Below are 20,687 nucleotides of genomic sequence, written 5' to 3' on the forward strand. Positions count from 1 at the left end.
CCGCTCCGGACCGATTGTCAGTGGCGGGACCTACCGTCGGTGGCATGACTGAGCAGGGGGTGCGCTGGAGCACGGAGCAGGTGCTGTCACTGGCGCCTGACGCCGCGTCACGCAAAGCGGGAGGCAGGCTCGGCACGGCCGGTCCGTGGTCCGAGGCGGGGAGCGGAGAGGGGACGGTGTGGGGGCTGTGCAAGGGCAGTGGCAGCAGGCCGTATCAGACGGTGGTCGATCTCGCCGACGCGGCAGGGCCGGCGTACAAGTGCAGTTGCCCGAGCCGTAAGTTCCCGTGCAAGCACGCGCTCGGACTGCTTCTGCTGTGGGCGGGCGACGACGGCTCGGTGCCGGCGTCCGCCGAGCCGCCGGACTGGGCCGCGCAGTGGCTCGCGGGCAGACGCGAGCGCGTCGAGGGCAAGCAGCGGCGGAGCGAGGGGAGTTCCGGGACCGGGACCGCCGATCCGGAGGCGGCGCGGCGGCGGGCCGAACGCCGAGCCGAGCGGGTCACCGCAGGCGCGACCGAGCTGGAGCAGCGCCTCGCCGACCTGCTGCGTGGCGGACTGGTCGCGGCCGAGCAGGCGGGGTACGGCCTGTGGGACGAGACGGCGGCCCGCATGGTCGACGCACAGGCGCCCGGACTCGCGGCGCGGGTACGGGAGTTGGGAGCGATCCCGGCGTCCGGCGCGGGCTGGCCGTCCCGGCTGCTGGAGGAGTGCGCCCTGCTGCACCTGCTCGACCAGGGCTGGCTGCGCCGCGACCGGCTGCCGGACCCCCTCGCGGCCACGGTCCGCTCCCGGCTGGGCCTGCCCGCCACGGCCGACGGAGCACCGGTCCGCGACCACTGGCTGGTCCTCGCCCAGTACGACACCGTGGACCCGAAACTGACGACCCGGCGGATATGGCTGCACGGCAACGCATCGGGCCGCACCCGGCTGCTGTTGTCCTACGGCGCGGCCGGCCGGGCCCCCGAGCTGTCCCTGCCGGTCGGGCTGACCCTGGACGCGGAGCTGTCCGCCTATCCGGGTGCCGGTCAGGCCCGGTCCGCCCTCGGCGAGCGGTTCGCCCCGCCCGCACCGGCCGCGTTCCGCCCACCGGGCACCACCACGGCCGAGGCGGCGGCCCGGTACGGCGAGGCGCTGCGCGACGATCCCTGGCTGGAGTCGGTCCCGGTGACGCTCGACCGGGTCATACCGGTCCCGGACGGCGACCTGTGGCAACTGGCCGACGCGGACACGGACTCCGCCCTGCCGCTGACCCGGGCAGCCCGCTCCCGCCCTGGCCTGTGGCGGCTGGTCGCGCTGTCCGGCGGCGCCCCGGTCACGGTCTTCGGCGAGTGCGGCCACCACGGCTTCACCCCCCTCACGGCCTGGCCACGGAGCACGGACGAGGCGGTACCGCTGTGCTGACCCTCCTCCAGGAAATGACGCCGACGAAGCGACACCGGCACCCCTCGGACACCGCGCAGGGAAAGGGAACGCGATGAACGCGACGTCCTCGACCGACTCGGCCGCATCAGCCACCGCGGCTGCCCCCAGCTCCTGGGAAGACCTCGTCACGACCGCTCTCCTCGGCACCGACCGACGCCCCGCGCTATACGGCGGATCGGGCCGGGAGGCTCCCCTGGCGCTGCTCGACGAGGCCGCCATGGCGACCGTACGGCGACGGGCCGGGCTACGCCCCGCACGCGCGGCCCGCCGGCCGGAGCCGGCGCCCGAGGACCCGCGCCCGGCCCTGCCCGCCGCGGCGACCCGAAGGCTGGCCACGCTGCTGGCCGACCGTTCCGGCGGCGGGACGGGTGGCCGCCGGGGCAGCTCCCCGGACCTCACCGAGCTGCTCCCGCAGTGGCTGGCGACGGCCAACGCGCATGGGTACGCGGCGCCCCCGCAGGCGCTGCCCGCCCTGCTGGACGCGGCCCGGGGCCGTACGGACCTGCGCCCGGCGGCGCTGGCGTTCGCGGGCCCGCGCGCACTGTGGCTGGCCCGGCTGAACGCGGACTGGCGGTTCGCCCTGCGCGCGGCCCCCGGCGGCGGCACCGCGCTACCCGGCCCCGAGGACACCGAGGCGGTACGCCGGCTCTGGCAGGAGGGCCTGTTCGCCGAGCGGGCGGCCCTGCTGGGGGCGCTGCGCACCGGCACACCTGCCCGCGCGCGCGAGCTGCTGGCGTCGACCTGGGCCACGGAACGGGCGGAGGACCGGCTGATGTTCCTGGACTCGCTGCGCACGGGCCTGTCCGCCGCGGACGAGCCGTTTCTGGAGCAGGCGTTGGGCGACCGCAGCCGCAATGTGCGGGCGACGGCGGCGGAACTGCTGTCGGCGCTGCCCGCTTCGGCGCTCGCCGCGCGCATGGCCGTGCGGGCCGCGGCATGTGTGGCCCTCGACCGTACGGACAACGCGCCGGCGATCGTGGTGGAACCGCCGCTCGAGTGCGACTCCGGCATGGAGCGGGACGGTGTGACGGGCACGCCCCCCGCGGGCAGAGGGGAACGGTCATGGTGGCTGGGGCAGTTGGTGGAGTCCGCTCCGCTCGGCACCTGGCCGGGGCGGCTCGGCGGGCGGACGGCGCGCGAGATCGTGGCGCTGCCGGTGACGGACGGCTGGCAGGACGAGCTGCATGCGGCCTGGTGCCGAGCCGCGGTGCGGCAGCGGGACGCCGAGTGGTCGACGGCACTGCTCGGCTCGCCGTCGGCGCCGGAGGCCGGCGGGCCGGGGGCGGTGTCGCTGGCCGAGCGGGCGAAGCTGCTGGCCGCCCTGGAACCGGTGGAGCGGGCGGACTGGGTGGCCGGGTTCATCGCGACGCACGGCCTGTCGGAGGCGTTCCAGCTGCTCGGGGTGTGTGCCGTGCCCTGGGCCGCGCCGCTGGGCCGGGCGGTCGTGGACGCGCTCAACATCGCGCGCGACGCGGGCAGTTACCCCTGGAGCTTCAGCGGGGTGATGGGTCTGGCCGAGCGCTGCCTGGACCCCGCGGAAGCCGTCCGGCTGGAGGTGTTGCTGGCGATACCCGACGAACGGGAGGACTCCGCACCGGGGTCCGGCGGGTACTGGGCGGAGGCGTTCCAGCGGCTGGTCACCACGTTGCGGCTCAGGGCGGAGATGGCCGACGAACTGGCACCGGTCGGCACCGTCGGCCCGGCGGGGGATGCCCTCTCCGGGAGTGTTTGAGGACGAGGCCGTTCAGGCCGAAGCGGGGGTCCGGGGGCAGCAGCCCTCAGGGACACCAGCCGCCGCCCACCGCAACCGTCGGCTCGACCGCCGCAGGCATCCGCTCAGCTCCCGGACGCGGCCGCCTGACGGACGTTCTCCCGCACCCACTCCACGATCGAGGCGGTCGTCGCACCCGGCGTGAAGATCTCCGCGACGCCCTTCTCCTTCAGCGGCAGGATGTCCTCTTCCGGGATGATGCCGCCGCCGAAGACGAGGATGTCCGCGGCGTCGCGCTCCCTGAGCAGCTCGATCACCGCGGCGAACAGCGTGTTGTGCGCGCCGGAGAGGATGGACAGTCCGATCGCGTCGGCGTCCTCCTGGATGGCGGTGTCGACGATCTGCTCCGGCGTCTGGTGGAGCCCGGTGTAGATGACCTCCATACCGGCGTCGCGCAGGGCGCGCGCGATGACCTTGGCCCCGCGATCGTGGCCGTCGAGCCCCGGCTTGGCGACCACCACGCGGATCGGACCGGCTGCCACACCCATCACTGCCTCCATCACACGACCACGGAAGCGATCGCTTCCGTCCGTAACGACAAGTACCGCACTTTTGGCGCGTTCCGCCACCCGTCGCGAAGTGAACGAACGTTATCTCCAGCATCCCGCAACCGGCAGTTTTACGGTGCGCAGCGAGGGGGAAATCACATGATGGGACATGAGGGCACACGGGGGATCGAGCCGTCCTTCGGCGTGCCGACAGGAGGTCGGCCATGAAGGTCACCGGGGTACTGCCGCTTTTCCTCCCGTTCTGCCGCCGGCTGTGGCCCGGCAGACTGACCGGACTGTCCGTTGCGCTACTCAAGGCGACCGCCCTCGAAGCCGCGATCCTGGCCGGCCACCTCCTGCTGTATCCGACCGGCCTCACCCAGGAGCGCCGCTCCCCCGCCCTGCCCGCCCAGGGCGGCACCGCCCAGCTACCGGTGCGGTCCGGCCCGCCGGTGGTGCTGCTGCACGGTTTCATCGACAACCGTTCGGTGTTCGTGTTACTCCGCCGCAACCTCGCCCAGCACGGCGGGCAGCGCGTCATATCGCTCAACTACTCCCCGCTGACGTGCGACATCCGCGCCGCCGCCGAGCTGCTCGGCCGGCACATCGAGGAGATCTGCGAGCGCACCGGCAGCGACCGGGTCGACATCGTGGGGCACAGCCTGGGCGGACTGATCGCCCGCTACTACGTGCAGTGCCAGGGCGGTGATCTGCGGGTGCGCACACTGGTCACGCTGGGTACGCCGCACTCCGGGACCAGCGCGGCACCGCTGGCCAACGCCCATCCGATCGTGCGCCAGATGCGGCCGGATTCGGAGGTGATCGAGGAGCTGGCCGGGTCCGCGCCCGGCTGTCGTACGCGGTTCGTCAGTTTCTGGAGCGATCTGGACGCCGTGATGGTGCCGCTGGAGACGGCCTGCCTGGAGCACGCCGATCTCGACGTGCAGAACGTGCGGGTGACCGGTATCGGGCATCTCGCCCTGCCCGTCCATCCCGCCGTCGCGGCCGGGATACGCGAGGCTCTCGACACCGCGCGCCCCGGGGACCGGATCGCCGGCGGCCTGACGGTGGCGTGACGTACGGGTGAAACACAGTCGTCGCACGTCGAACGCCAATCGAACTCTCGGCCAAACTCGTGTCCGGCGCCCCCCGAAACACCGCCGAATGCCCGTTTCCCGCCAACGCGAAACCAGCTGAAGATTGTCGCGCCCAGGTACCGGCGGGTACAGTCACCGCACTGCTCTGGCAGCCCCTGTTGTCGAGGCGAAAGAGAAGTTGGTGAACGACCGTCACCCGTCGGGGATCATGACGACCCCGGCCCGGGCTTCCGACGCCTCCGCCGCGCACTACGCGCCGTACGGAAGCCATGAAGCCCCCTACGGTGACTTCACCACGTACGGCGACTACGGCACCACCGGTTTTCCGGACGGCACCGGCTCCTTCTCCACCGATCCGCTCTTCGGCAGCCTGCCCGGCCAGCAGAGCACCGGCGCGTACGACACCACGCAGTGGCAGACCAGTCAGACCCCGCACTACGACCCGTACGCGGCCCACCACGCCGCCTACGGCACCGGCGCCCACGACACCACCGCCTGGACGGTCCCCGCCCAGGCGACGGGCAACGACACCAGCGGCTGGGGGTCCCCCCTCTGGGAGAGGGACGCGACCGCGTGGCTGGAGCCCGACCAGTCCGGTGTCGCCGAGCCGACTCAGCAGTGGGAGTGGGGCACCCAGACCTTCGAGACGGGCACGTACGACGCCACGCAGTGGAACTCCGGCGGCCAGACCGTGCCCGCGCAGGCTGCCGAACCGTTCGACCAGCACGCCACCGGTGCCTTCGACCAGGTCGGCGACCCACAGGCCACCGGCGCCTTCGCGCACGTGCCGTACGAGCAGCCGGTGCCTTACGAGCAGCAGGTGCCGTTCGACGACCAGGCGCCGTACAGCGACGGGACGCCTTACGAGGGCGGTGTCTTCGGTGAACAGCCGTCCGGGGCCGACGAGTCGGCCGCCACGGGCCTGCTGCCCGCCGCGACCGATCTGCTGGACGACCAGGAAGAGGCCGCTCCGGCGCCGATGACCCGGGCCGGCTCACGCAGCGCCGCGCGTTCCCGCCGTCGTACGCCCGCCAAACGCTCCGCGCTGCTGACCGTCGCCGTGCCCTCGGTCTGTGTGATGGGGGTCGCCGGGATCGCCGCCGCCTCGGTCGGCGCCCTGACCGACGACTCCAAGGACGTCACCGCCTCCGCCTCGGACGCGCAAGCGGTCCAGCCGTCGGCCGCCAACAGCAAGCTGGACTCCCAGCTCACGACCCTCTCCGCGGGCGCCGAGAACTTCGCCGGCCGGGCGAGCCGGACGCAGGAGCGGATCGACCTCAAGAACCAGCAGGCGCTGGAGAAGAAGAAGGCGGCCGCGGCGGCCGCGCTCAAGGAGCGGCTGCGCCCGAAGTTCGTGCTGCCGGTCACGCAGAAGGGGCTCAGCGCTTTCTTCGGCCAGGCGGGCGTGAACTGGATGTCCGTGCACACGGGCATCGACTTCCCGGTGTCGTACGGCACCACGGTGATGGCCGCGACCGACGGCGTCGTCTCCACCAAGTGGAACAGCGCCTACGGCAACATGTTGATAGTGACGGCGAAGGACGGCACGCAGACCTGGTACTGCCACCTGTCCAGCTACCGCGTCACCTCCGGTACGAGCGTCAAGGCCGGCGATCCGATCGCCTACTCCGGCAACTCCGGAAACTCCACCGGCCCGCACCTCCATTTCGAGGTACGTCCCGCGGGCGGGGCGGCCATAGACCCGCTGCCGTGGCTGAGAAGCCACGGACTCGATCCGACCTGAGTATTCAGCGGGCCCTCGCCGACGGCGAGGGCCCTTGAAGTTACAGCTTCTCCACCGGCGCGTACCGCAGCAGCAGCCGCTTCGGCTTGGTGTCACCGAAGTCGATCGTCGCCTCCGCGTTCGCGCCCGTGCCCTTCACGGCGACGACCGTGCCGAGTCCGAACTGGTCGTGGGTGACGCGGTCCCCGACGGCCAGCGCGACCACCGGCTTCTCCGCCGTGCGCCGCGTGGCGAACCCGGAGGCGCCCGATGCCGAGGAGCGCGAGCGGGACGAGGACAGCGAGGCCGCGATCCCGGAGGCCGGGCCGGAGGACACCGGCGCCGCCGCGCCCGTCCGCTTCCACTCCACGTGGGCAGGCGGGATCTCCTCCAGGAAGCGGGACGGCGGGTTGTACGACGGCTGGCCCCAGGCGCTGCGCATCGCCGAGCGGGTGAGATAGAGCCGCTCCCGCGCGCGCGTGATGCCGACGTACGCCAGGCGCCGCTCCTCCTCCAGCTCCTTGGTCTGACCGAGGGCGCGCATGTGCGGGAAGACGCCGTCCTCCATGCCGGTCAGGAAGACGACCGGGAACTCCAGGCCCTTGGCCGTGTGCAGGGTCATCAGGGTGATGACGCCGGAGCCGTCCTCCTCCTCGTCGGGGATCTGGTCGGAGTCGGCGACCAGCGCCACCTGCTCCAGGAAGTCGGCGAGCGTGCCCGCCTCGCCTTCGCCGCGCTCCTGCTCGAACTCCAGGGCCACGGCGGCGAGTTCCTGGAGGTTCTCGATGCGGGTCTCGTCCTGCGGGTCGGTGGAGGCCTGCAACTCGGCCAGATAGCCGGTGCGTTCGAGTATGGCCTCGAGGACGGTCGTCGGTCCGGCGCCGGACTCGACGATCGTACGGAGGTCCTCCATCAGCGTGTTGAACCGCTTGACCGCGTTGGTGGAGCGCGCCGCCATGCCGTACGCCTCGTCCACGCGCTTGAGCGCCTGCGGGAAGCTGATCTTCTCGCGCTGGGAGAGGGCGTCGATCATCGCCTCGGCGCGCTCGCCGATGCCCCGCTTGGGCACGTTGAGGATGCGGCGCAGCGGCACCGAGTCCTCGGGGTTGGCGAGGACGCGCAGGTAGGCGAGGACGTCGCGGACCTCCTTGCGCTCGTAGAAGCGGACACCGCCGACGACCTTGTAGGGCAGGCCGACGCGGATGAAGATCTCTTCGAAGACACGGGACTGGGCGTTGGTGCGGTAGAAGACCGCGACATCGCCGGCCTTGGCCTCGCCCGCGTCGACCAGGCGGTCTATCTCGTCGGCGACGAACTGGGCCTCGTCGTGCTCGGTGTCGGCGACGTATCCGGTGATCCGCGCGCCCTGGCCGGCGTTGGTCCACAGGTTCTTCGGGCGGCGGGACTCGTTGCGCTCGATGACCGCGTTGGCGGCGGACAGGATGGTCTGCGTGGAGCGGTAGTTCTGCTCCAGCAGGATCGTCGTCGCGTCCGGGTAGTCCTCCTCGAACTGGAGGATGTTGCGGATCGTCGCGCCTCGGAAGGCGTAGATCGACTGGTCCGCGTCGCCCACGACGCACAGTTCGGCGGGCGGGATGTCGTACTCGCCAGGCGGTACGTCCACGTCCTCGGCGGCCCGCTCGCCGGTGCCGACCAGCTCGCGGACCAGGGCGTACTGGGCGTGGTTGGTGTCCTGGTACTCGTCGACCAGGACGTGCCGGAAGCGGCGGCGGTAGTGCTCGGCGACGTCCGGGAAGGCGCGCAGCAGGTTCACCGTCGTCATGATCAGGTCGTCGAAGTCGAGTGCGTTGGCCTCGCGCAGCCGCGACTGGTAGAGCGCGTAGGCCTGGGCGAGGGTCTTCTCGAAGCCGTCGGCGGCCTGGGCGGCGAAGTCCTCCTCGTCGATCAGCTCGTTCTTCAGGTTGCTGATCTTCGCGCTGAACGACTTCGGCGGGAAGCGCTTGGGGTCGAGGTCCAGATCGCGGCAGACCAGGGCCATCAGCCGCTTGCTGTCGGCGGCGTCGTAGATCGAGAACGACGAGGTGAAGCCGAGCTTCTTGCTCTCCCGGCGCAGGATGCGCACGCACGCGCTGTGGAAGGTCATCACCCACATCGCGTTCGCGCGCGGGCCGACGAGGTGCTCGACGCGCTCCTTCATCTCGCCCGCGGCCTTGTTGGTGAAGGTGATCGCGAGGATCTGGCCCGGGTGCACATTCCGCTCGGCGAGCAGGTGGGCGATGCGGTGGGTGAGCACACGGGTCTTGCCGGAGCCGGCGCCGGCGACGATGAGCAGCGGGGAACCGGCGTGCACGACCGCGGCGCGCTGGTTGTCGTTCAGCCCCGCCAGGAGGGCCGCCGGGTCGATCGCGGGGCGGGGGGCGCCGTCGCGGTAGTAGGCGTCCCGGTCCGGCGGCACGTCGAACTTCCCGCCGAACAGATCGTCCGGAAGCGACTCCGGAGCGTGATCGTCCTCGGGCGGCGGCGGGGTCTCCTCCTCGCGCCCGCGAGGGGTCTGGAGGTCCGCCAGGAAGCTGTCGTCAAAGAGGCTGCTCATCGCTCTCCGAGTCTAGGGCGCCCCACCGACAACCGTTCGCCGTCCCCGGAACATGGCCGGTTCGAGCGAGAGCCGGTCTTCACCGCCGAGGGACCCATCACCCACTCACGCTGCGGAACCGTCCGATGACACAGCCGTGAAACCGCCCTCAGGTCACGAAAATGTATCGGACATATCGCGCACCAACCTTCACAGGAGTCACACGAGTTGGCTAGCGTGCGGTCGGGCCGTACGACCCCTACCGGCGAACCCCGCCGGGCCGCGCGGCCTCCGCCGAGTCCGGCGTGCCCGCGTGGCGCCCGGAGCCGGGGACCCACCGATCCCGGGGTGAATCGGCCGACTCCCGCCCGGGACGACGCCGTAGGGCAACCCTTCCGAACCGCCGCCCGAACCCGACAGCTAACCCGGTAGGCGGTCCATTGGAAGGAGTCGCCTCCCTTGGCGTCGCATCGCAAGCCGCGCCCCGGCGGGACCATCGGCGCGGGCTTCCGCACCCCCGCTCTCGCCACCGCCGCCCTCACCTCCATGGCCGTGCTCTCGCAGAGCGCCGAGGCCGCCCCGGGAACCGATCACGCCAAGCCGAGCCTGGAGGAGGTCGAGAAGAAGGTCGATGACCTCTACCGCCAGGCCGAGTCGGCGACCGAAAAGTACGACGCGGCCAAGGAACGCACCGGCAAACAGCGGGGACGCGTCGACTCGCTCCGCAACGACGTCGCCCGGCGCACCGAGCGCCTCAACAAGGCCCGCGAGGAGCTGGGCTCCTTCGCCGCGGCCCAGTACCGCTCCGGCGTGGCCGCTCCTCCCACGGCCACGTTCCTGCTCGCGAACAACCCGCAGGACTACTTCGACCAGAGCCAGTTGATGAACCGGCTGACCACGCGGGAGAAGAGCGCGGTCGACGCCTACATCGGCGAGCAGGCCTCGACCATGAAGATGCGGCGGGAGGCCGCGCAGAGCCTGCAGACCCTCACGGACTCGCAGCACGACCTGCAGACCGCCAAGACCACCGTCCAGAAGAAACTCGCCTCCGCGCGCGAGCTGCTGTCGCAGCTGACGGCCCAGGAGAAGGCGCGGCTGGCCGAGATCGAGCGGCAGAAGCAGGAGGAGGCGGCGCGCAAGGCGGCCGAGCTGGCGAAGCAGCAGGCCGATCAGCAGGCCGGCTCGTCGTCGTCCTCGTCCACGGGATCCGGCTCCAGTTCTGGTTCTGGGTCCGGTTCCGGTTCTGGGTCCGGTTCGACGGGTTCCGGCTCCGGCGGCTCCTCGACGTCCGGCTCGTACGACACGAAGGCGGAGAAGGCGATCGCCTTCGCCCGTTCGCAGATAGGCAAGCCGTATGTGTGGGGCGCCACCGGGCCGGGCTCCTACGACTGCTCGGGCCTGACCCAGGCCGCCTGGAGAGCCGCCGGCGTCTCGCTTCCGCGCACCACGTACGACCAGGTCAACGCGGGCACCACGGTCTCCCTGGCGAATGCGCGGCCGGGTGACCTGGTCTTCTTCTACGACGACATCAGCCACGTCGGCGTCTACATAGGCAACGGCATGATGATCCACGCCCCGAAGCCGGGCGCGTACGTCCGCGAGGAGTCGATCTACTACGGCGGCGAATCGATCATCCACAGCGTGGTCCGACCGGGCTGATCGCCGCCGGGCCGGGGTACGCCCCGGCCTTCCGCGCTCCACGCGCGCGTGCCGCGTCTTTTGAACGCCCACGCGCGCGTGCCGGCGTCTTTGCCGCCCACGCGTGGGCAGCGGGTTCTTGCGCCCCATGCGCGTGTGGGGGCGTCGTGCTCCCCACGCGCGCCTGGCCCCCTTTTGCCACCCACCGCGCCTTGCGGTCTTTTGCTCCCGTCGTGCCTGGCGGCGTTCTTGCGGCTCACGCGCGCGTACCGACGTTTTCGCTGTCCACGTTTTCGCTGTCCACGTTTTCGCTGTCCACGCACGCGTGCCCTTCCCGGGCAGGGATCGCGTGGCTTCCGGCATCGGGCGCATGCCCGGCATCTCGGGTCTGCGTGCGGGGGTGGGTGGACCGGCTTCCCGCGGCCGGGGCCGCCGTGAGCAGTGTTCCTGTGTTGTGTGACCACACAGGGGCTGGCCGTGCTGGCGGCCACGCTGGCCGCGGCCGAGCGCACGGTGTGGCTCGCGCACACGGCGCTGGTGCTGTGCCGGCTGGGCCTGGTGCTCTACGGCTTCGCGCTGGCGCACTTCGACGTGCGGCAGGTGCTGGAGGGGACGGGCGACCACTGGATACCGGGCGGGGCGCTCGCCATCTCGGCGCTGACCGGGGGGCGAGACTGCTCATCGCCGGGGACGATGCGGGCCTGTATCTGTGGGACGACGACGATCGCGGTGTGCTGCGCGCCGTGACGGTCCTGCTGCTCGTGCTGGATCTGGCCTGGTGTCCGGTACTGCCGGCCGCCGAGGCGGCGCGGCCCCGGCTCGGCCACGACGAGCGGCGGTGGTCGACGGTGTTCCCGATGGGAATGACGGCGGCGGCACTGTCGGTCGCGACCGCCGTCGGTGTCCCGTGGCTCAGCCGGCCGGGACAGGTGCTGTTGTGGGCGGCCGTGGTGGTGTGGCTCGTGCTCGCCGCCGATGCGGTGCGCGCGGCCCGCGCCGGCGGCGGGGTCGGATGACCGTCAGGTCCACAGCACGGCCGTCAGGTCCACAGCACGGCGATGAAGATGTTCGCCATGGTCAGCAGGCCGACCGCGCCGAACGCGCCCTTTTCGATCTTCTCCTCGTCGCGCTTCACGTAGACCAGCCCGAGGATCACGATCAGCAGCGCCAGCTTGGCGCCGATCTTGATGGCGTTGACGTGGTGGTGGTCGGCCTGGTTGAGCCCGACCAGGATCACGCCGGTGACCAGCATGGTCACCGCGCCGTGCAGCATCCCGGGCACGAACCGGGCCGTGCCCTGGCCCATCGCCTTCATCTGAGTGAGGAAACCGCCGAGCAGCGCGGCGATACCGATGATGTGCAGGCCGACGAAGAGATGGATGAGTACGTCCATGAGGCCGGAGCCTAACCATGGGCACAGGGGCCTTGTGTCACCGGGCCCGGCCGCAGCCTGACGATCTTGTGGTGGAGGCCTTTCATCGGGCTCGCTCCGGTCTTGCATTTATGCGCCCCATAGCACCCCGCACCTCCCGCCCGTCCCGCTTTCCGCGGTTCGGTCACCACGCTGCGTGAAGGCGACGACTCCAGAACGGGCTCGCGGTCACATGCGGTCACATCTCGTTCTGTCGGGGCCAGTTCCGTACACCCCGTTACCTGCTCGTCACAGACAGGCCTAGCGTCCTCCCCCAGGTGACCGGCTCCCCACCGCCGCCCGGCCAGGGGCGGCAGTCGGCCACCACCGCCGAGAAAGGTCCGGCGGTGGCCCGTTTCCCCTGTGCGGGCCGCCGCCGGACGTGACGTACGCACCACTCGGTCGGACCGGCCGGTCGGACCCCTCGGTCGTACGAGTCGCACGGAAGGACGTGACGGTCCAGGTGGCAGCGCACCGCAAGCCCCGGCAACGCTCGCTCGGTGGCCATACGGCCCGGACGGCCGCCACGCTCGCCCTGGCGGGCGCGGCCACCGCGACGGGGTTCGACGGGACGGGACACGCCGAGCCACAGCTGACGCCGACGCAGGTGAAGGCGAAGGTGAACCAGCTGTACCAGGAGGCCGAGGAAGCGACCGAGAAGTACGACGGCGCCAAGGAGGACGCGGACGCGGCGCAGCAACGGCTGAACGCGCTGCGCGACGAGACCGCCCGCAAACAGGGCAAGCTCAACTCGGCCCGGGGCACGCTCGGTTCGTTCGCGGCGGCGCAGTACCGCGACGGCGACTTCGCCCCGGCCGTACAGCTCGCCCTGTCCAGCGACCCCGACCGGTATCTGGACGCCGCCGCGTTCACGGAGCGGGTCGGCGACCGGCAGGCCGCCGCGGTGTCGCAGGTGCGCGAACAGCTGCGGGAGATCGAGCAGTTGCGCGGCGCCGCGCGCGTCGAGCTGACGTCGCTGCGGTCGCGGCAGGCGCAGCTGAGACGGCAGAAGAAGACCATCACCACCAAGCTGGACGCGGCCCGGCGGCTGCTGGCGGGACTCACCGCGCGACAGCGGACCGAGGTCACCGGTGGCGGCGCCACGCCGGGGCGAGCCTCCCGGTCGGCCCCGGACACCCGGCACACGCAGGCGCAGGCCAGGACGGCCACGGCTCCGAACGACCGCGTCGCGGCGGCCCTCTCCTACGCCTACGCCAAGCTCGGCAGCCCCTATGTGTGGGGAGCGGCAGGCCCGGACGCCTTCGACTGCTCGGGCCTGGTCCAGGCCGCCTACCGCTCGGCCGGCATCTCCCTGCCCCGCACCACCTACGCCCAGATCGACGCGGGCCGACGCGTCTCCCGCTCCGAACTCCAGCCCGGGGACCTGGTGTTCTTCTACTCCGGGGTCAGTCACGTCGGCATCTACGTGGGCAACGGGCAGATGATCCACGCCCCGAATCCCTCGGCCCCGGTCCGGTTGGCCCCGGTCGACCTGATGCCGTTCGCGGGGGCGACCCGGGTGGCGTAGGGGCGGGTCCGCAGGGGTCAGACCAGGCGGCGGGCCGTCGCCCAGCGGGTCAGTTCGTGGCGGTTGGACAGCTGAAGCTTGCGCAGGACCGCCGAGACATGGGATTCGACCGTCTTCACCGAGATGAACAGCTGCTTGGCGATTTCCTTGTAGGCATAGCCGCGGGCGATCAGGCGCAACACCTCGCGCTCGCGCTGGGTGAGGCGGTCCAGGTCCTCGTCCACGGGCGGGGCGTCGGTGGAGGCGAAGGCGTCCAGGACGAACCCGGCCAGCCGCGGGGAGAAGACGGCGTCGCCCTCCTGGACACGGAAGATCGAGTCGACCAGATCGATGCCCGTGATGGTCTTGGTGACATAGCCGCGGGCGCCGCCGCGGATCACGCCGATCACGTCCTCCGCCGCGTCCGACACGGACAGCGCGAGAAAGCGGACCGGCCGCTCGGCGCCCGCCGTCAACGCCGCGCACCGGCGCAGCACTTCGACACCGCCGCCGCCCGGCAGATGGACATCGAGGAGGACCACCTCGGGCCGGGTCGCGGTGATGACCGTGACCGCCTGGTCGACGTCCGCGGCCTCGCCGACCACCTCGACACCGGTCTCGGCGGTCTGCCCGATCTCGGCCTGGACGCCGGTGCGGAACATCCGGTGGTCGTCCACGAGCACCACCCGTACGTGCCGTCCGCCCGCGCCGCCTCCGGCAGCCCCGGAACCGGCCCCCTCGCTGGCTCCCGCCGTGCCGTTCGTCTCGGTCGCGTCGCTCATGACGTCTTCTCCGCCCTCTCCATCTCCAGCTCGACCTCCGTGCCGCCGCCCGGCACCGACCGCAGCCGTGCCGTGCCGCCGTTGCGCTCCATGCGGCCGATGATCGATTCTCTGACGCCCATGCGGTCGGCGGGTATCGAGTCGAGGTCGAAGCCCGGGCCACGGTCCCGCACGGACACGAAGACCGTCTTTCCCTCGACTTCGGCATAGACCTGTACGGCGCCGCCCTCGCCACCGTACTTGGCGGCGTTCACCATCGCCTCGCGCGCGGCCTGCATCTGCGGGCCCGTCCGCTCGTCCAGCGGGCAGTCACCGACGACGACGACCTCGATGGGCACACCGTGCTTGTCCTCCACCTCGGCGGCGCTGCGCCGCACCGCCTCGGCGACCGTGCCCGGCTCGTCGGCCTCGTCCTTGCCTGTGCCCTCCGGCTTGTACAGCCAGGTGCGCAGGTCTCGTTCCTGGGCACGGGCGAGGCGGCGCACCTCGTTCGCGTTGTCGGCGTTGCGCTGGATCAAGGTCAGGGTGTGCAGCACGGAGTCGTGTACGTGGGCGGCGACCTCGGCCCGCTCCTGGGCACGGATGCGCATCAGGCGTTCCTCGGACAGGTCCTGGGTCATGCGGACCAGGTACGGCCCGGCGAGGAGGGTCATGCCGACGATGACGACGAGAGCCGCCTGGAGGACCGCGCCGAGGTGGGCGGCCGAGCCCTGCAGCACGAAGATGGCGGAGACACCGGCCGTGACCAGCAGGACGCCGGCGGCCGCGCGCAGCAGGGTGAGGGTGCGGCGCCGGCGGCCGACCTCGACCCAGCGGGCCCGCCGGGCGTTGTCCGCCTGGCGCCAGACCAGGGCGACACCGGCTGCCACGAGGACGGCGGGCACCAGATACGCCTTGGCCGCGCTGCCCAGATTGACGCTGCCCACGAAGACCATGGACACGATGACCATGAGGAGCAGCGCGACGATCTGGCCCTTTTCGGGCTTGCGGGCCACGAGTCTGCGGCGGCCGTCCGGCGCGGTCGCGGTGCCGACGAGGGACTGCTTCTGCTCCCCGACACCGCCGACGCCGAGCGGGACCCAGAACCAGAACGCCGCGTACAGCAGCGCGCCGAGGCCGTTGGCCATGAACAGGCCGACGAAGGCGAGCCGCACCCAGATGACGGGCAGCCCGAGATGCCCGGCGAGGCCCCGCGCCACTCCCCCGAGCCAGCGTCCGTCGCTGCTGCGGTAGAGCTTGCGCGGCGGCCGCGGGTCGTCGACTGGCAGGCTTGCGGCTTCCGGCATGCCAACGATGGTCACATGGCCGGCGGGGCCAGGCATCAGGGTCGGCCCCCGAGACACCCCTGATCTTCGGCGGGGCCGGGTCGGGGAGCACCGGAGCGGGGCGGTGCCGGGCCGCTCGAACGCTTCCCCGGCCCGTCTCAGGGCCGATTTCAGGGTTCGCCCAGGGTCGTCCCGACTGCCGCGGCGGCGGCCGGGCCGTCACCATGGACGCATGACGGATCACGAGCACGCCGCGACGGGTCCGGGACCCGGCCCCGGCCCGCGCCCGGCCCCGGGCACCGGACCGACGGATGCCGCGCCCGCCGCGACGGAGAAGAGGGGAGCGGCCGGCGCCGGCACCGACACGCATGCCGACGAACAGCGGCATGACCAGGACCAGTCGGCCGCCGCAGCCCCCGAGCGGTTCCGGCGCGACCGCCGGCACAAGATGATCGCGGGCGTGTGCGCGGGCCTCGGCCAGCACACCGACATGGACCCGGTGATCTTCCGGATCACCCTGGCCGTGCTGTCCGCGACCGGCGGCATCGGCCTCATCTTCTACGGCTTCGCCTGGCTCCTCGTGCCGTACGAGGACGAGGAGGAGAACGAGGTTCGCAAGCTGCTGACCGGCCGGGTCGACGGCCAGGCGCTCGCCGCCGTGCTGTTCGCCCTGGTCGGCTGCGGAATCTTCCTGACCATGCTGAGAAACGGCGGGGTGCTGGCCTTCGCCGCGGTGCTCTCCCTGCTGCTGGCGGGCACCGGGTACTGGTCGCGGCGCCGTGGCGCCCCCGACCCCGACCCGCTGTCCGCGCAGGCCGCCGCCGACGCCCCGCCGGAGGCCCAGGCACCGCCGATCGTCGCCATCTACCCGTCGTGGTGGCGGGACCCGATCGTCAAGGACGGCACCCATGTCGGCGGCACCGGCTATCTCTGGGGACCCGGCGACAGCCGGGACCGGGACCTCACCTCGGTCATCGACATCGGCATCGCGACCCCCTGGACCCACCCCGGCTCCCTACGGCCGCAGACCCCCGCGCCCCCGAGACCGCGCGGCCCGCGCTGGATAGGCGGCTGGGTGTTCCTGCTCGCCCTGACAGCGGGCGGCCTGGGCACCGGGCTGACCTGGGACACGCATCCACTGGGCACCAGCTTGCAGGCCGGTCTGGCATGCGCGCTGGGAGTCTTCGGACTGGGCCTCATGGTCAGCGCGTTCCTGGGGCGCACGGGAGCCGGGACGGTGTTCCTGGGGATCGTCACGGCGGCGCTGCTCGCCGGGGCGTCGGCCCTGCCCAAGGACATCACCACCCACTGGAGGGACACCTCCTGGACGCCCGCCGCGACGGCGCAGGTGCAGCCGGCGTACGACCTCGGCACCGGGCGCGGCACCCTCGACCTGAGCCGGGTGCGGCCGGGCAAGGGACGGACGGTCGCGACGGACGCCCACGTGGGTGCGGGACAGCTGAAGGTGATCGTGCCGGCGGGCGCGACCGTGCGGATGAAGATCGATGTGGGAGTGGGCGACATCCGGTTGCCCGGGGGGAACGGAAAGGACGTGGACGTGCAGCCGGGCAGGCACAAGAGCGTGACGCTGGCTCCGGCCAAGGGCGTCAAGGACGCGGGCACGCTGGATCTCAAGCTCGGCGTCGGTCTGGGAGATGTGGAGGTCAGTCGTGCTGCGTCATGAGTTCCAGCCCGGGAGGCTGGTCGCCGGGCTTTCCCTCATCGCCACCGGTGTGGTTTTCGCCGGGGACGCGGGCGGATGGTGGGAGACGCCGTGGTTCGCGGTCGTGCCGTTGATCGTGGGCGGCTTGTGCCTGGCCGGTGCCACCGCGACGGTGGCGCGGGGCATACGCAGACGGGGCGGCGCGGAGGGCGGCTAGCGGTCCGGCCCGGATCAGGCAGCCCCTGAAGGGGCAGCCCCGGTAGGAAAGGCCTAGCGGTAGCCGCCCAGGCGGTGGCGGCGGCGGGCTCGCCAGGCCGCGTCGACGGAGAGGTAGGGGGCGCCGGCGAGGATCAGGGGGAGCCAGGCCATCAGGTAGGCGAGGTCGTTGCCGTAGTAGTAGGGGGTCGTCGCCCAGCTCACCGTCATCCACAGGCTGAACGAGATCAGCGCGCCGCCGAGGGCGGCCAGCCGGCCGAGCAGGCCGAGCAGGGTGCCGATACCGACGGCCAGTTCGCCGACGGCGATGGCGTAGCCGAAGCCGACCGGGGCCTTCAGGGCCAGGTCGACCAGAGCCGGGATGGCGGCGGAGTCGCGGGCCGCGCGCATGGTCTCACCGATGGACCCGGCGCCGCCGGACTTCATGAAGGCGCTGTCGGTGAGCTTGTCCAGGCCGGCGTAGATGAAGGTGACGCCGAGGAAGACGCGGAGCGGCAGGAGGGCGTAGTGGGCGGCGGTGTCGCGCAAGCCGTGCGGGCCGTTCAGCCGGTCCATGTGCGTGTCGGTCCGCATACCGTGAGTCATCATCGCCAACCGCCTCTCGCCCGCCGTCCCACCCCTCACCTGACCATACGTACGGCTGGGGGGCGCGGTTCAATCCCTTCCCGGACGTTTTTCCGGAGTTCGGCCCCGTGTGCGATCTCTCGGGCGAGGAGGGGGCGGGCGGGGTGCGTCGGATGCGATCGGCATGCAGGGGTCGTCGGGCGGCGGGGGCGTTCGGCCGGGTACGCGGACGGGTCAGTCGGTCACCTGGACGATGCACCGGTTGGTCGCCACCCCGGCCGCGGTGACCACCTGCACCTCGACCGCTCCGGGCTCGACATCGGCCGGTACGGGCACGGTCAGGACGGTGTCGGTGGGGTTGCTGAAGCCGCCCGCGACGGGGACCAGCGGCACGTGCACGTCGACGGTGCCGATGCGGACCACCATGCGGGAGAGCCGGTCGGCGCTCCGGGCGCCGGGGGGCACGAAGCCGGCGCCGCGAATCTCGATGTCGTCGCCGGTGCGGATCGGCCCGTCCAGGTCGCCGGGTTCGCGGACGCGCACCACGGAGAGGACGACCGGGCGGCCGCCCTCGGCGTACTTGCCGGCGAGATAGGTCGCCGCCGAGATCAGCACCACCACGCCCAGCCCCCAGGGCAGGTCGGGCAGCTGGTCGGGGCGGCGGGCCAGCCGTACGGCGGCGAACAGCAGGGCGACGGCGCTGATGGCGACGTACTGGATGTCGGCGAAGGCGCCCCGGCCGGAGTCGTCGGTGAGCAGGTCGGCGGCGCGCGGCCGGTGCGCCGACACCTTCTGCAGCCGCTGCGCGAGGACCCGCAGGCCCACCACCCGGCGGACCAGTATGGCGATGCCGCACACCACGGCGAGCACGGTCACCATGCCTGCGCCGCGCGCGAGATCGAGGCCCGAGATCAGCGCGTCGCGTTCGGCGTGGTCGGAGGCGCCGGCCAGCCGGGCGGCCAGCAGCAGCACGGCGTAGGCGACGAACAGCACCCAGCAGGCGGCGACCGTACGGGAGGTGGACATCCGGTTGTCCTCACCGATCACCGGGGCCAGCACCCCGCCGCGCGCCCGGTGCAGCCAGGAGGCGGCGCTGAGCGTGCCGGCGACGACGAGCGCGGCGGCCAGGGCCCCGGTGCGGGCGCCGGTCCAGCCCGCGCCGAAGGCGGTGAGCGCCTCGCCGAGCAGCAGCGCGAGAACCGCGCCCCACACCGCCCACACCGTGCGCAGCCACAGCCGGGCGAGCCGGGCCGCACCCTCCGCGCGGCCGCGTTCGGCAACGGCCTCCGCCCGCTGGGTCAGTTCCTCGGACACCCACTGGCGGGACGCCGAGGCCGAGTACGCCACGGCCGCCGGCAAACCCTGTCCGGCCGCGAACTCGTCGCGCCGGCGCAGAAACGCGGCAACGGCCCGCCGGTGCCCCTCGCGGACGCCGTGCGGACAGTCCCCGCAGGTGCAGCCACCTCCGTGCATCCCCTCGACATCCGTGCCCAGTCCCGCCTCCTGTACCGCCACGCCCGGCGCCCTCCTCCCACGACTCACCGGCCCGGTCGGCGGCCCCGGGATAGAGGGCTTCGCCGCCGTGCAACTCCCTTGCATCGAAAGCGAATTGTGCCCTACGACAGGCCGTCCGGGACCGTCGGGCCGGGTCACGGCGGGTGAAGTACGGGCCGCCGTGTTGACCCGGCTGCGAGAATTCCCTTATGGCCGAGATCATCCAGCGGGACGGGACCTGGGCCTTCGACGGCAGCACGATCCGGATCACCCCCGGACTGCACCGCTGCGTGCCGCTGTTCCGGCAGACGTACGGGGAGATCTCCGTACCGCTGGAAGCGGTCTCGGACGTCGGATACGAACCCGAGCGCAGGCGCGGCCGGTTGCGGCTGCGGCTGCGCGAGGGCGCCGATCCGCTGCTGCAGGCGACGGGCGGGCGGCTGCCGGACCCGGCCGACCCGTACCGGCTGACGGTGGCCGCGGATCGCGGCGGGGTCGCGGAGTACGTCGCGGAGGAGATCCGGCACGCCCTGCTGCTGGAGCGGATCCCCAAGGTGCCCACGACCGCCTATCTGCTGCCGGGCCCGCCGGTGCCGGTGTCCGTGCGGACCTCCGACGGCACGGTCTCCTTCGACGGCACGCAGGTGCGCATCGACTGGGCCGACTCCTCCGACCGGGTCAAACGCGCGACCGGCCCGCGGATCATCGCCCTGCGCGAGCTGCTGCAGGTGGAGTGGCTGCCCAACTCCGGGTTCGAGGACGGCTTTCTGCGGTTCGTGACGCCGGAGACGGTGTTCTCCAAGCTGCCGCCCGAGCGGGACCCCTACACCCTGGATCTGTGGGGCAGCGTGCGGCGGGATCTGCTGACCGCGCTGGTCGCGACGGCCGTCACCACCCGGCTGCCGCATCCCTCCACGCGTGCGGGCGGCGCCGCGGACGGCCGGGGCCGGCAGCGGCCGGTCGTACCGGCGCAGACCGACCACCATGACGTACTGCTGCGCCGGCTGCGGGAGTTGGGCGCGCTGCACCGGGACGGGGTGCTCACGGACGAGGAGTTCACGCGGACCAAGGCCGCCGTGCTCAGAGGCTTCGGCTGAGCGGGTCCGGTCGGCCG

The 20,687-nt window shown here is 72.2% G+C and carries 16 protein-coding genes, 1 pseudogene and 1 riboswitch; of the genes and pseudogenes, 10 read left to right on the forward strand and 7 right to left on the reverse strand.

The window, feature by feature from the left end:
• The first annotated feature begins 44 nt into the window (after window positions 1–44).
• Together AB5L52_RS17475 and AB5L52_RS17480 are read left to right on the forward strand one after the other, a co-directional pair.
• The gene (locus tag AB5L52_RS17475) at window positions 45–1,400 is read left to right on the forward strand and encodes an SWIM zinc finger family protein (RefSeq protein WP_369364921.1); all 1,356 of its coding nucleotides are present in this window, start codon (window positions 45–47) and stop codon (window positions 1,398–1,400) included.
• A 73-nt stretch (window positions 1,401–1,473) separates the two neighbouring features.
• Window positions 1,474–3,153 carry a DUF5691 domain-containing protein gene (locus AB5L52_RS17480; protein WP_369364922.1) on the forward strand — a complete coding sequence of 560 codons (1,680 nt, stop codon included), beginning with the start codon at window positions 1,474–1,476 and terminating at the stop codon, window positions 3,151–3,153.
• 104 nt (window positions 3,154–3,257) lie between these two features.
• Here the strand turns inward: AB5L52_RS17480 and AB5L52_RS17485 are convergent, their stop codons facing one another.
• On the reverse strand, window positions 3,258–3,680 hold the full coding sequence (locus tag AB5L52_RS17485) for a cobalamin B12-binding domain-containing protein (protein WP_369364924.1): 423 nt from the start codon (window positions 3,678–3,680) through the stop codon (window positions 3,258–3,260).
• A 224-nt stretch (window positions 3,681–3,904) separates the two neighbouring features.
• Between AB5L52_RS17485 and AB5L52_RS17490 the strand changes: the two genes are divergently transcribed.
• Both AB5L52_RS17490 and AB5L52_RS17495 read left to right on the forward strand, forming a co-directional pair.
• Window positions 3,905–4,756, forward strand: coding sequence for a lipase family alpha/beta hydrolase (locus tag AB5L52_RS17490; RefSeq protein WP_369364926.1), 852 nt, complete (start codon window positions 3,905–3,907; stop codon window positions 4,754–4,756).
• Window positions 4,757–4,958: 202 nt separating this feature from the next.
• A complete protein-coding gene (locus AB5L52_RS17495; protein WP_369364928.1) occupies window positions 4,959–6,521 on the forward strand; it encodes a M23 family metallopeptidase in 1,563 nt (520 codons plus the stop codon).
• Between the two features lie 40 nt (window positions 6,522–6,561).
• On the opposite strand, the gene pcrA is transcribed toward AB5L52_RS17495, so the two are convergent.
• Window positions 6,562–9,054, reverse strand: a complete 2,493-nt coding sequence (gene pcrA, locus AB5L52_RS17500) for a DNA helicase PcrA (RefSeq protein ID WP_369364929.1) — start codon at window positions 9,052–9,054, stop codon at window positions 6,562–6,564.
• Between the two features lie 261 nt (window positions 9,055–9,315).
• A riboswitch (cyclic di-AMP (ydaO/yuaA leader) is annotated at window positions 9,316–9,485 on the forward strand.
• A gap of 7 nt (window positions 9,486–9,492) precedes the next feature.
• Between pcrA and AB5L52_RS17505 the strand changes: the two genes are divergently transcribed.
• Window positions 9,493–10,692 (forward strand): NlpC/P60 family protein, encoded by a 1,200-nt coding sequence (locus tag AB5L52_RS17505; protein ID WP_369364931.1) that lies wholly within the window; start codon window positions 9,493–9,495, stop codon window positions 10,690–10,692.
• Between the two features lie 417 nt (window positions 10,693–11,109).
• Window positions 11,110–11,687, forward strand: a pseudogene (locus AB5L52_RS17510) (hypothetical protein); the annotation flags it as partial.
• Window positions 11,688–11,710: 23 nt separating this feature from the next.
• On the opposite strand, the gene AB5L52_RS17515 reads toward AB5L52_RS17510, so the two are convergent.
• Window positions 11,711–12,064, reverse strand: coding sequence for a hypothetical protein (locus AB5L52_RS17515; protein ID WP_351021522.1), 354 nt, complete (start codon window positions 12,062–12,064; stop codon window positions 11,711–11,713).
• A 481-nt stretch (window positions 12,065–12,545) separates the two neighbouring features.
• On the opposite strand from AB5L52_RS17515, the gene AB5L52_RS17520 reads away from it, so the two are divergent.
• On the forward strand, window positions 12,546–13,610 hold the full coding sequence (locus AB5L52_RS17520) for an NlpC/P60 family protein (protein ID WP_369368911.1): 1,065 nt from the start codon (window positions 12,546–12,548) through the stop codon (window positions 13,608–13,610).
• Window positions 13,611–13,627: 17 nt separating this feature from the next.
• Here AB5L52_RS17520 and AB5L52_RS17525 read toward each other — a convergent pair whose 3' ends face one another.
• Both AB5L52_RS17525 and AB5L52_RS17530 read right to left on the reverse strand, forming a co-directional pair.
• Window positions 13,628–14,371 (reverse strand): LuxR C-terminal-related transcriptional regulator, encoded by a 744-nt coding sequence (locus AB5L52_RS17525; protein WP_369364933.1) that lies wholly within the window; start codon window positions 14,369–14,371, stop codon window positions 13,628–13,630.
• Window positions 14,368–15,657 carry a PspC domain-containing protein gene (locus tag AB5L52_RS17530; RefSeq protein WP_351021526.1) on the reverse strand — a complete coding sequence of 430 codons (1,290 nt, stop codon included), beginning with the start codon at window positions 15,655–15,657 and terminating at the stop codon, window positions 14,368–14,370. The genes AB5L52_RS17525 and AB5L52_RS17530 overlap by 4 nt, the downstream gene beginning before the upstream one ends.
• A 211-nt stretch (window positions 15,658–15,868) precedes the next feature.
• Here AB5L52_RS17530 and AB5L52_RS17535 point away from each other — a divergent pair, with 211 nt between their 5' ends.
• Window positions 15,869–17,320, forward strand: a complete 1,452-nt coding sequence (locus tag AB5L52_RS17535) for a PspC domain-containing protein (protein WP_369364936.1) — start codon at window positions 15,869–15,871, stop codon at window positions 17,318–17,320.
• The gene (locus AB5L52_RS17540) at window positions 17,307–17,516 is read left to right on the forward strand and encodes a hypothetical protein (protein ID WP_369364938.1); all 210 of its coding nucleotides are present in this window, start codon (window positions 17,307–17,309) and stop codon (window positions 17,514–17,516) included. The genes AB5L52_RS17535 and AB5L52_RS17540 overlap by 14 nt, the downstream gene beginning before the upstream one ends.
• Window positions 17,517–17,569: 53 nt before the next feature.
• Here the strand turns inward: AB5L52_RS17540 and AB5L52_RS17545 are convergent, their stop codons facing one another.
• Window positions 17,570–18,100 (reverse strand): DoxX family membrane protein, encoded by a 531-nt coding sequence (locus AB5L52_RS17545; RefSeq protein ID WP_351021668.1) that lies wholly within the window; start codon window positions 18,098–18,100, stop codon window positions 17,570–17,572.
• 213 nt (window positions 18,101–18,313) lie between these two features.
• Complete coding sequence (locus AB5L52_RS17550; protein ID WP_351561455.1) at window positions 18,314–19,594, reverse strand: hypothetical protein; 1,281 nt, start codon at window positions 19,592–19,594, stop codon at window positions 18,314–18,316.
• A 188-nt stretch (window positions 19,595–19,782) separates the two neighbouring features.
• On the opposite strand from AB5L52_RS17550, the gene AB5L52_RS17555 reads away from it, so the two are divergent.
• Complete coding sequence (locus AB5L52_RS17555) at window positions 19,783–20,670, forward strand: DUF4429 domain-containing protein (RefSeq protein WP_369364940.1); 888 nt, start codon at window positions 19,783–19,785, stop codon at window positions 20,668–20,670.
• The last annotated feature ends 17 nt before the right edge of the window (window positions 20,671–20,687 follow it).

Source organism: Streptomyces sp. CG4, from assembly GCF_041080655.1.
In the GTDB taxonomy this organism is placed as follows: domain Bacteria; phylum Actinomycetota; class Actinomycetes; order Streptomycetales; family Streptomycetaceae; genus Streptomyces.

Coding starts and splice junctions, on each gene's coding strand:
- AB5L52_RS17525 (WP_369364933.1), bottom strand. CDS start 14,371: ATGAGCGACGCGACCGAGACGAACGGCACGGCGGGAGCCAGCGAGGGG.
- AB5L52_RS17555 (WP_369364940.1), top strand. CDS start 19,783: ATGGCCGAGATCATCCAGCGGGACGGGACCTGGGCCTTCGACGGCAGC.
- AB5L52_RS17515 (WP_351021522.1), bottom strand. CDS start 12,064: ATGGACGTACTCATCCATCTCTTCGTCGGCCTGCACATCATCGGTATC.
- pcrA (WP_369364929.1), bottom strand. CDS start 9,054: ATGAGCAGCCTCTTTGACGACAGCTTCCTGGCGGACCTCCAGACCCCT.
- AB5L52_RS17480 (WP_369364922.1), top strand. CDS start 1,474: ATGAACGCGACGTCCTCGACCGACTCGGCCGCATCAGCCACCGCGGCT.
- AB5L52_RS17545 (WP_351021668.1), bottom strand. CDS start 18,100: ATGACTCACGGTATGCGGACCGACACGCACATGGACCGGCTGAACGGC.
- AB5L52_RS17485 (WP_369364924.1), bottom strand. CDS start 3,680: ATGGGTGTGGCAGCCGGTCCGATCCGCGTGGTGGTCGCCAAGCCGGGG.
- AB5L52_RS17490 (WP_369364926.1), top strand. CDS start 3,905: ATGAAGGTCACCGGGGTACTGCCGCTTTTCCTCCCGTTCTGCCGCCGG.
- AB5L52_RS17535 (WP_369364936.1), top strand. CDS start 15,869: ATGACGGATCACGAGCACGCCGCGACGGGTCCGGGACCCGGCCCCGGC.
- AB5L52_RS17530 (WP_351021526.1), bottom strand. CDS start 15,657: ATGCCGGAAGCCGCAAGCCTGCCAGTCGACGACCCGCGGCCGCCGCGC.
- AB5L52_RS17475 (WP_369364921.1), top strand. CDS start 45: ATGACTGAGCAGGGGGTGCGCTGGAGCACGGAGCAGGTGCTGTCACTG.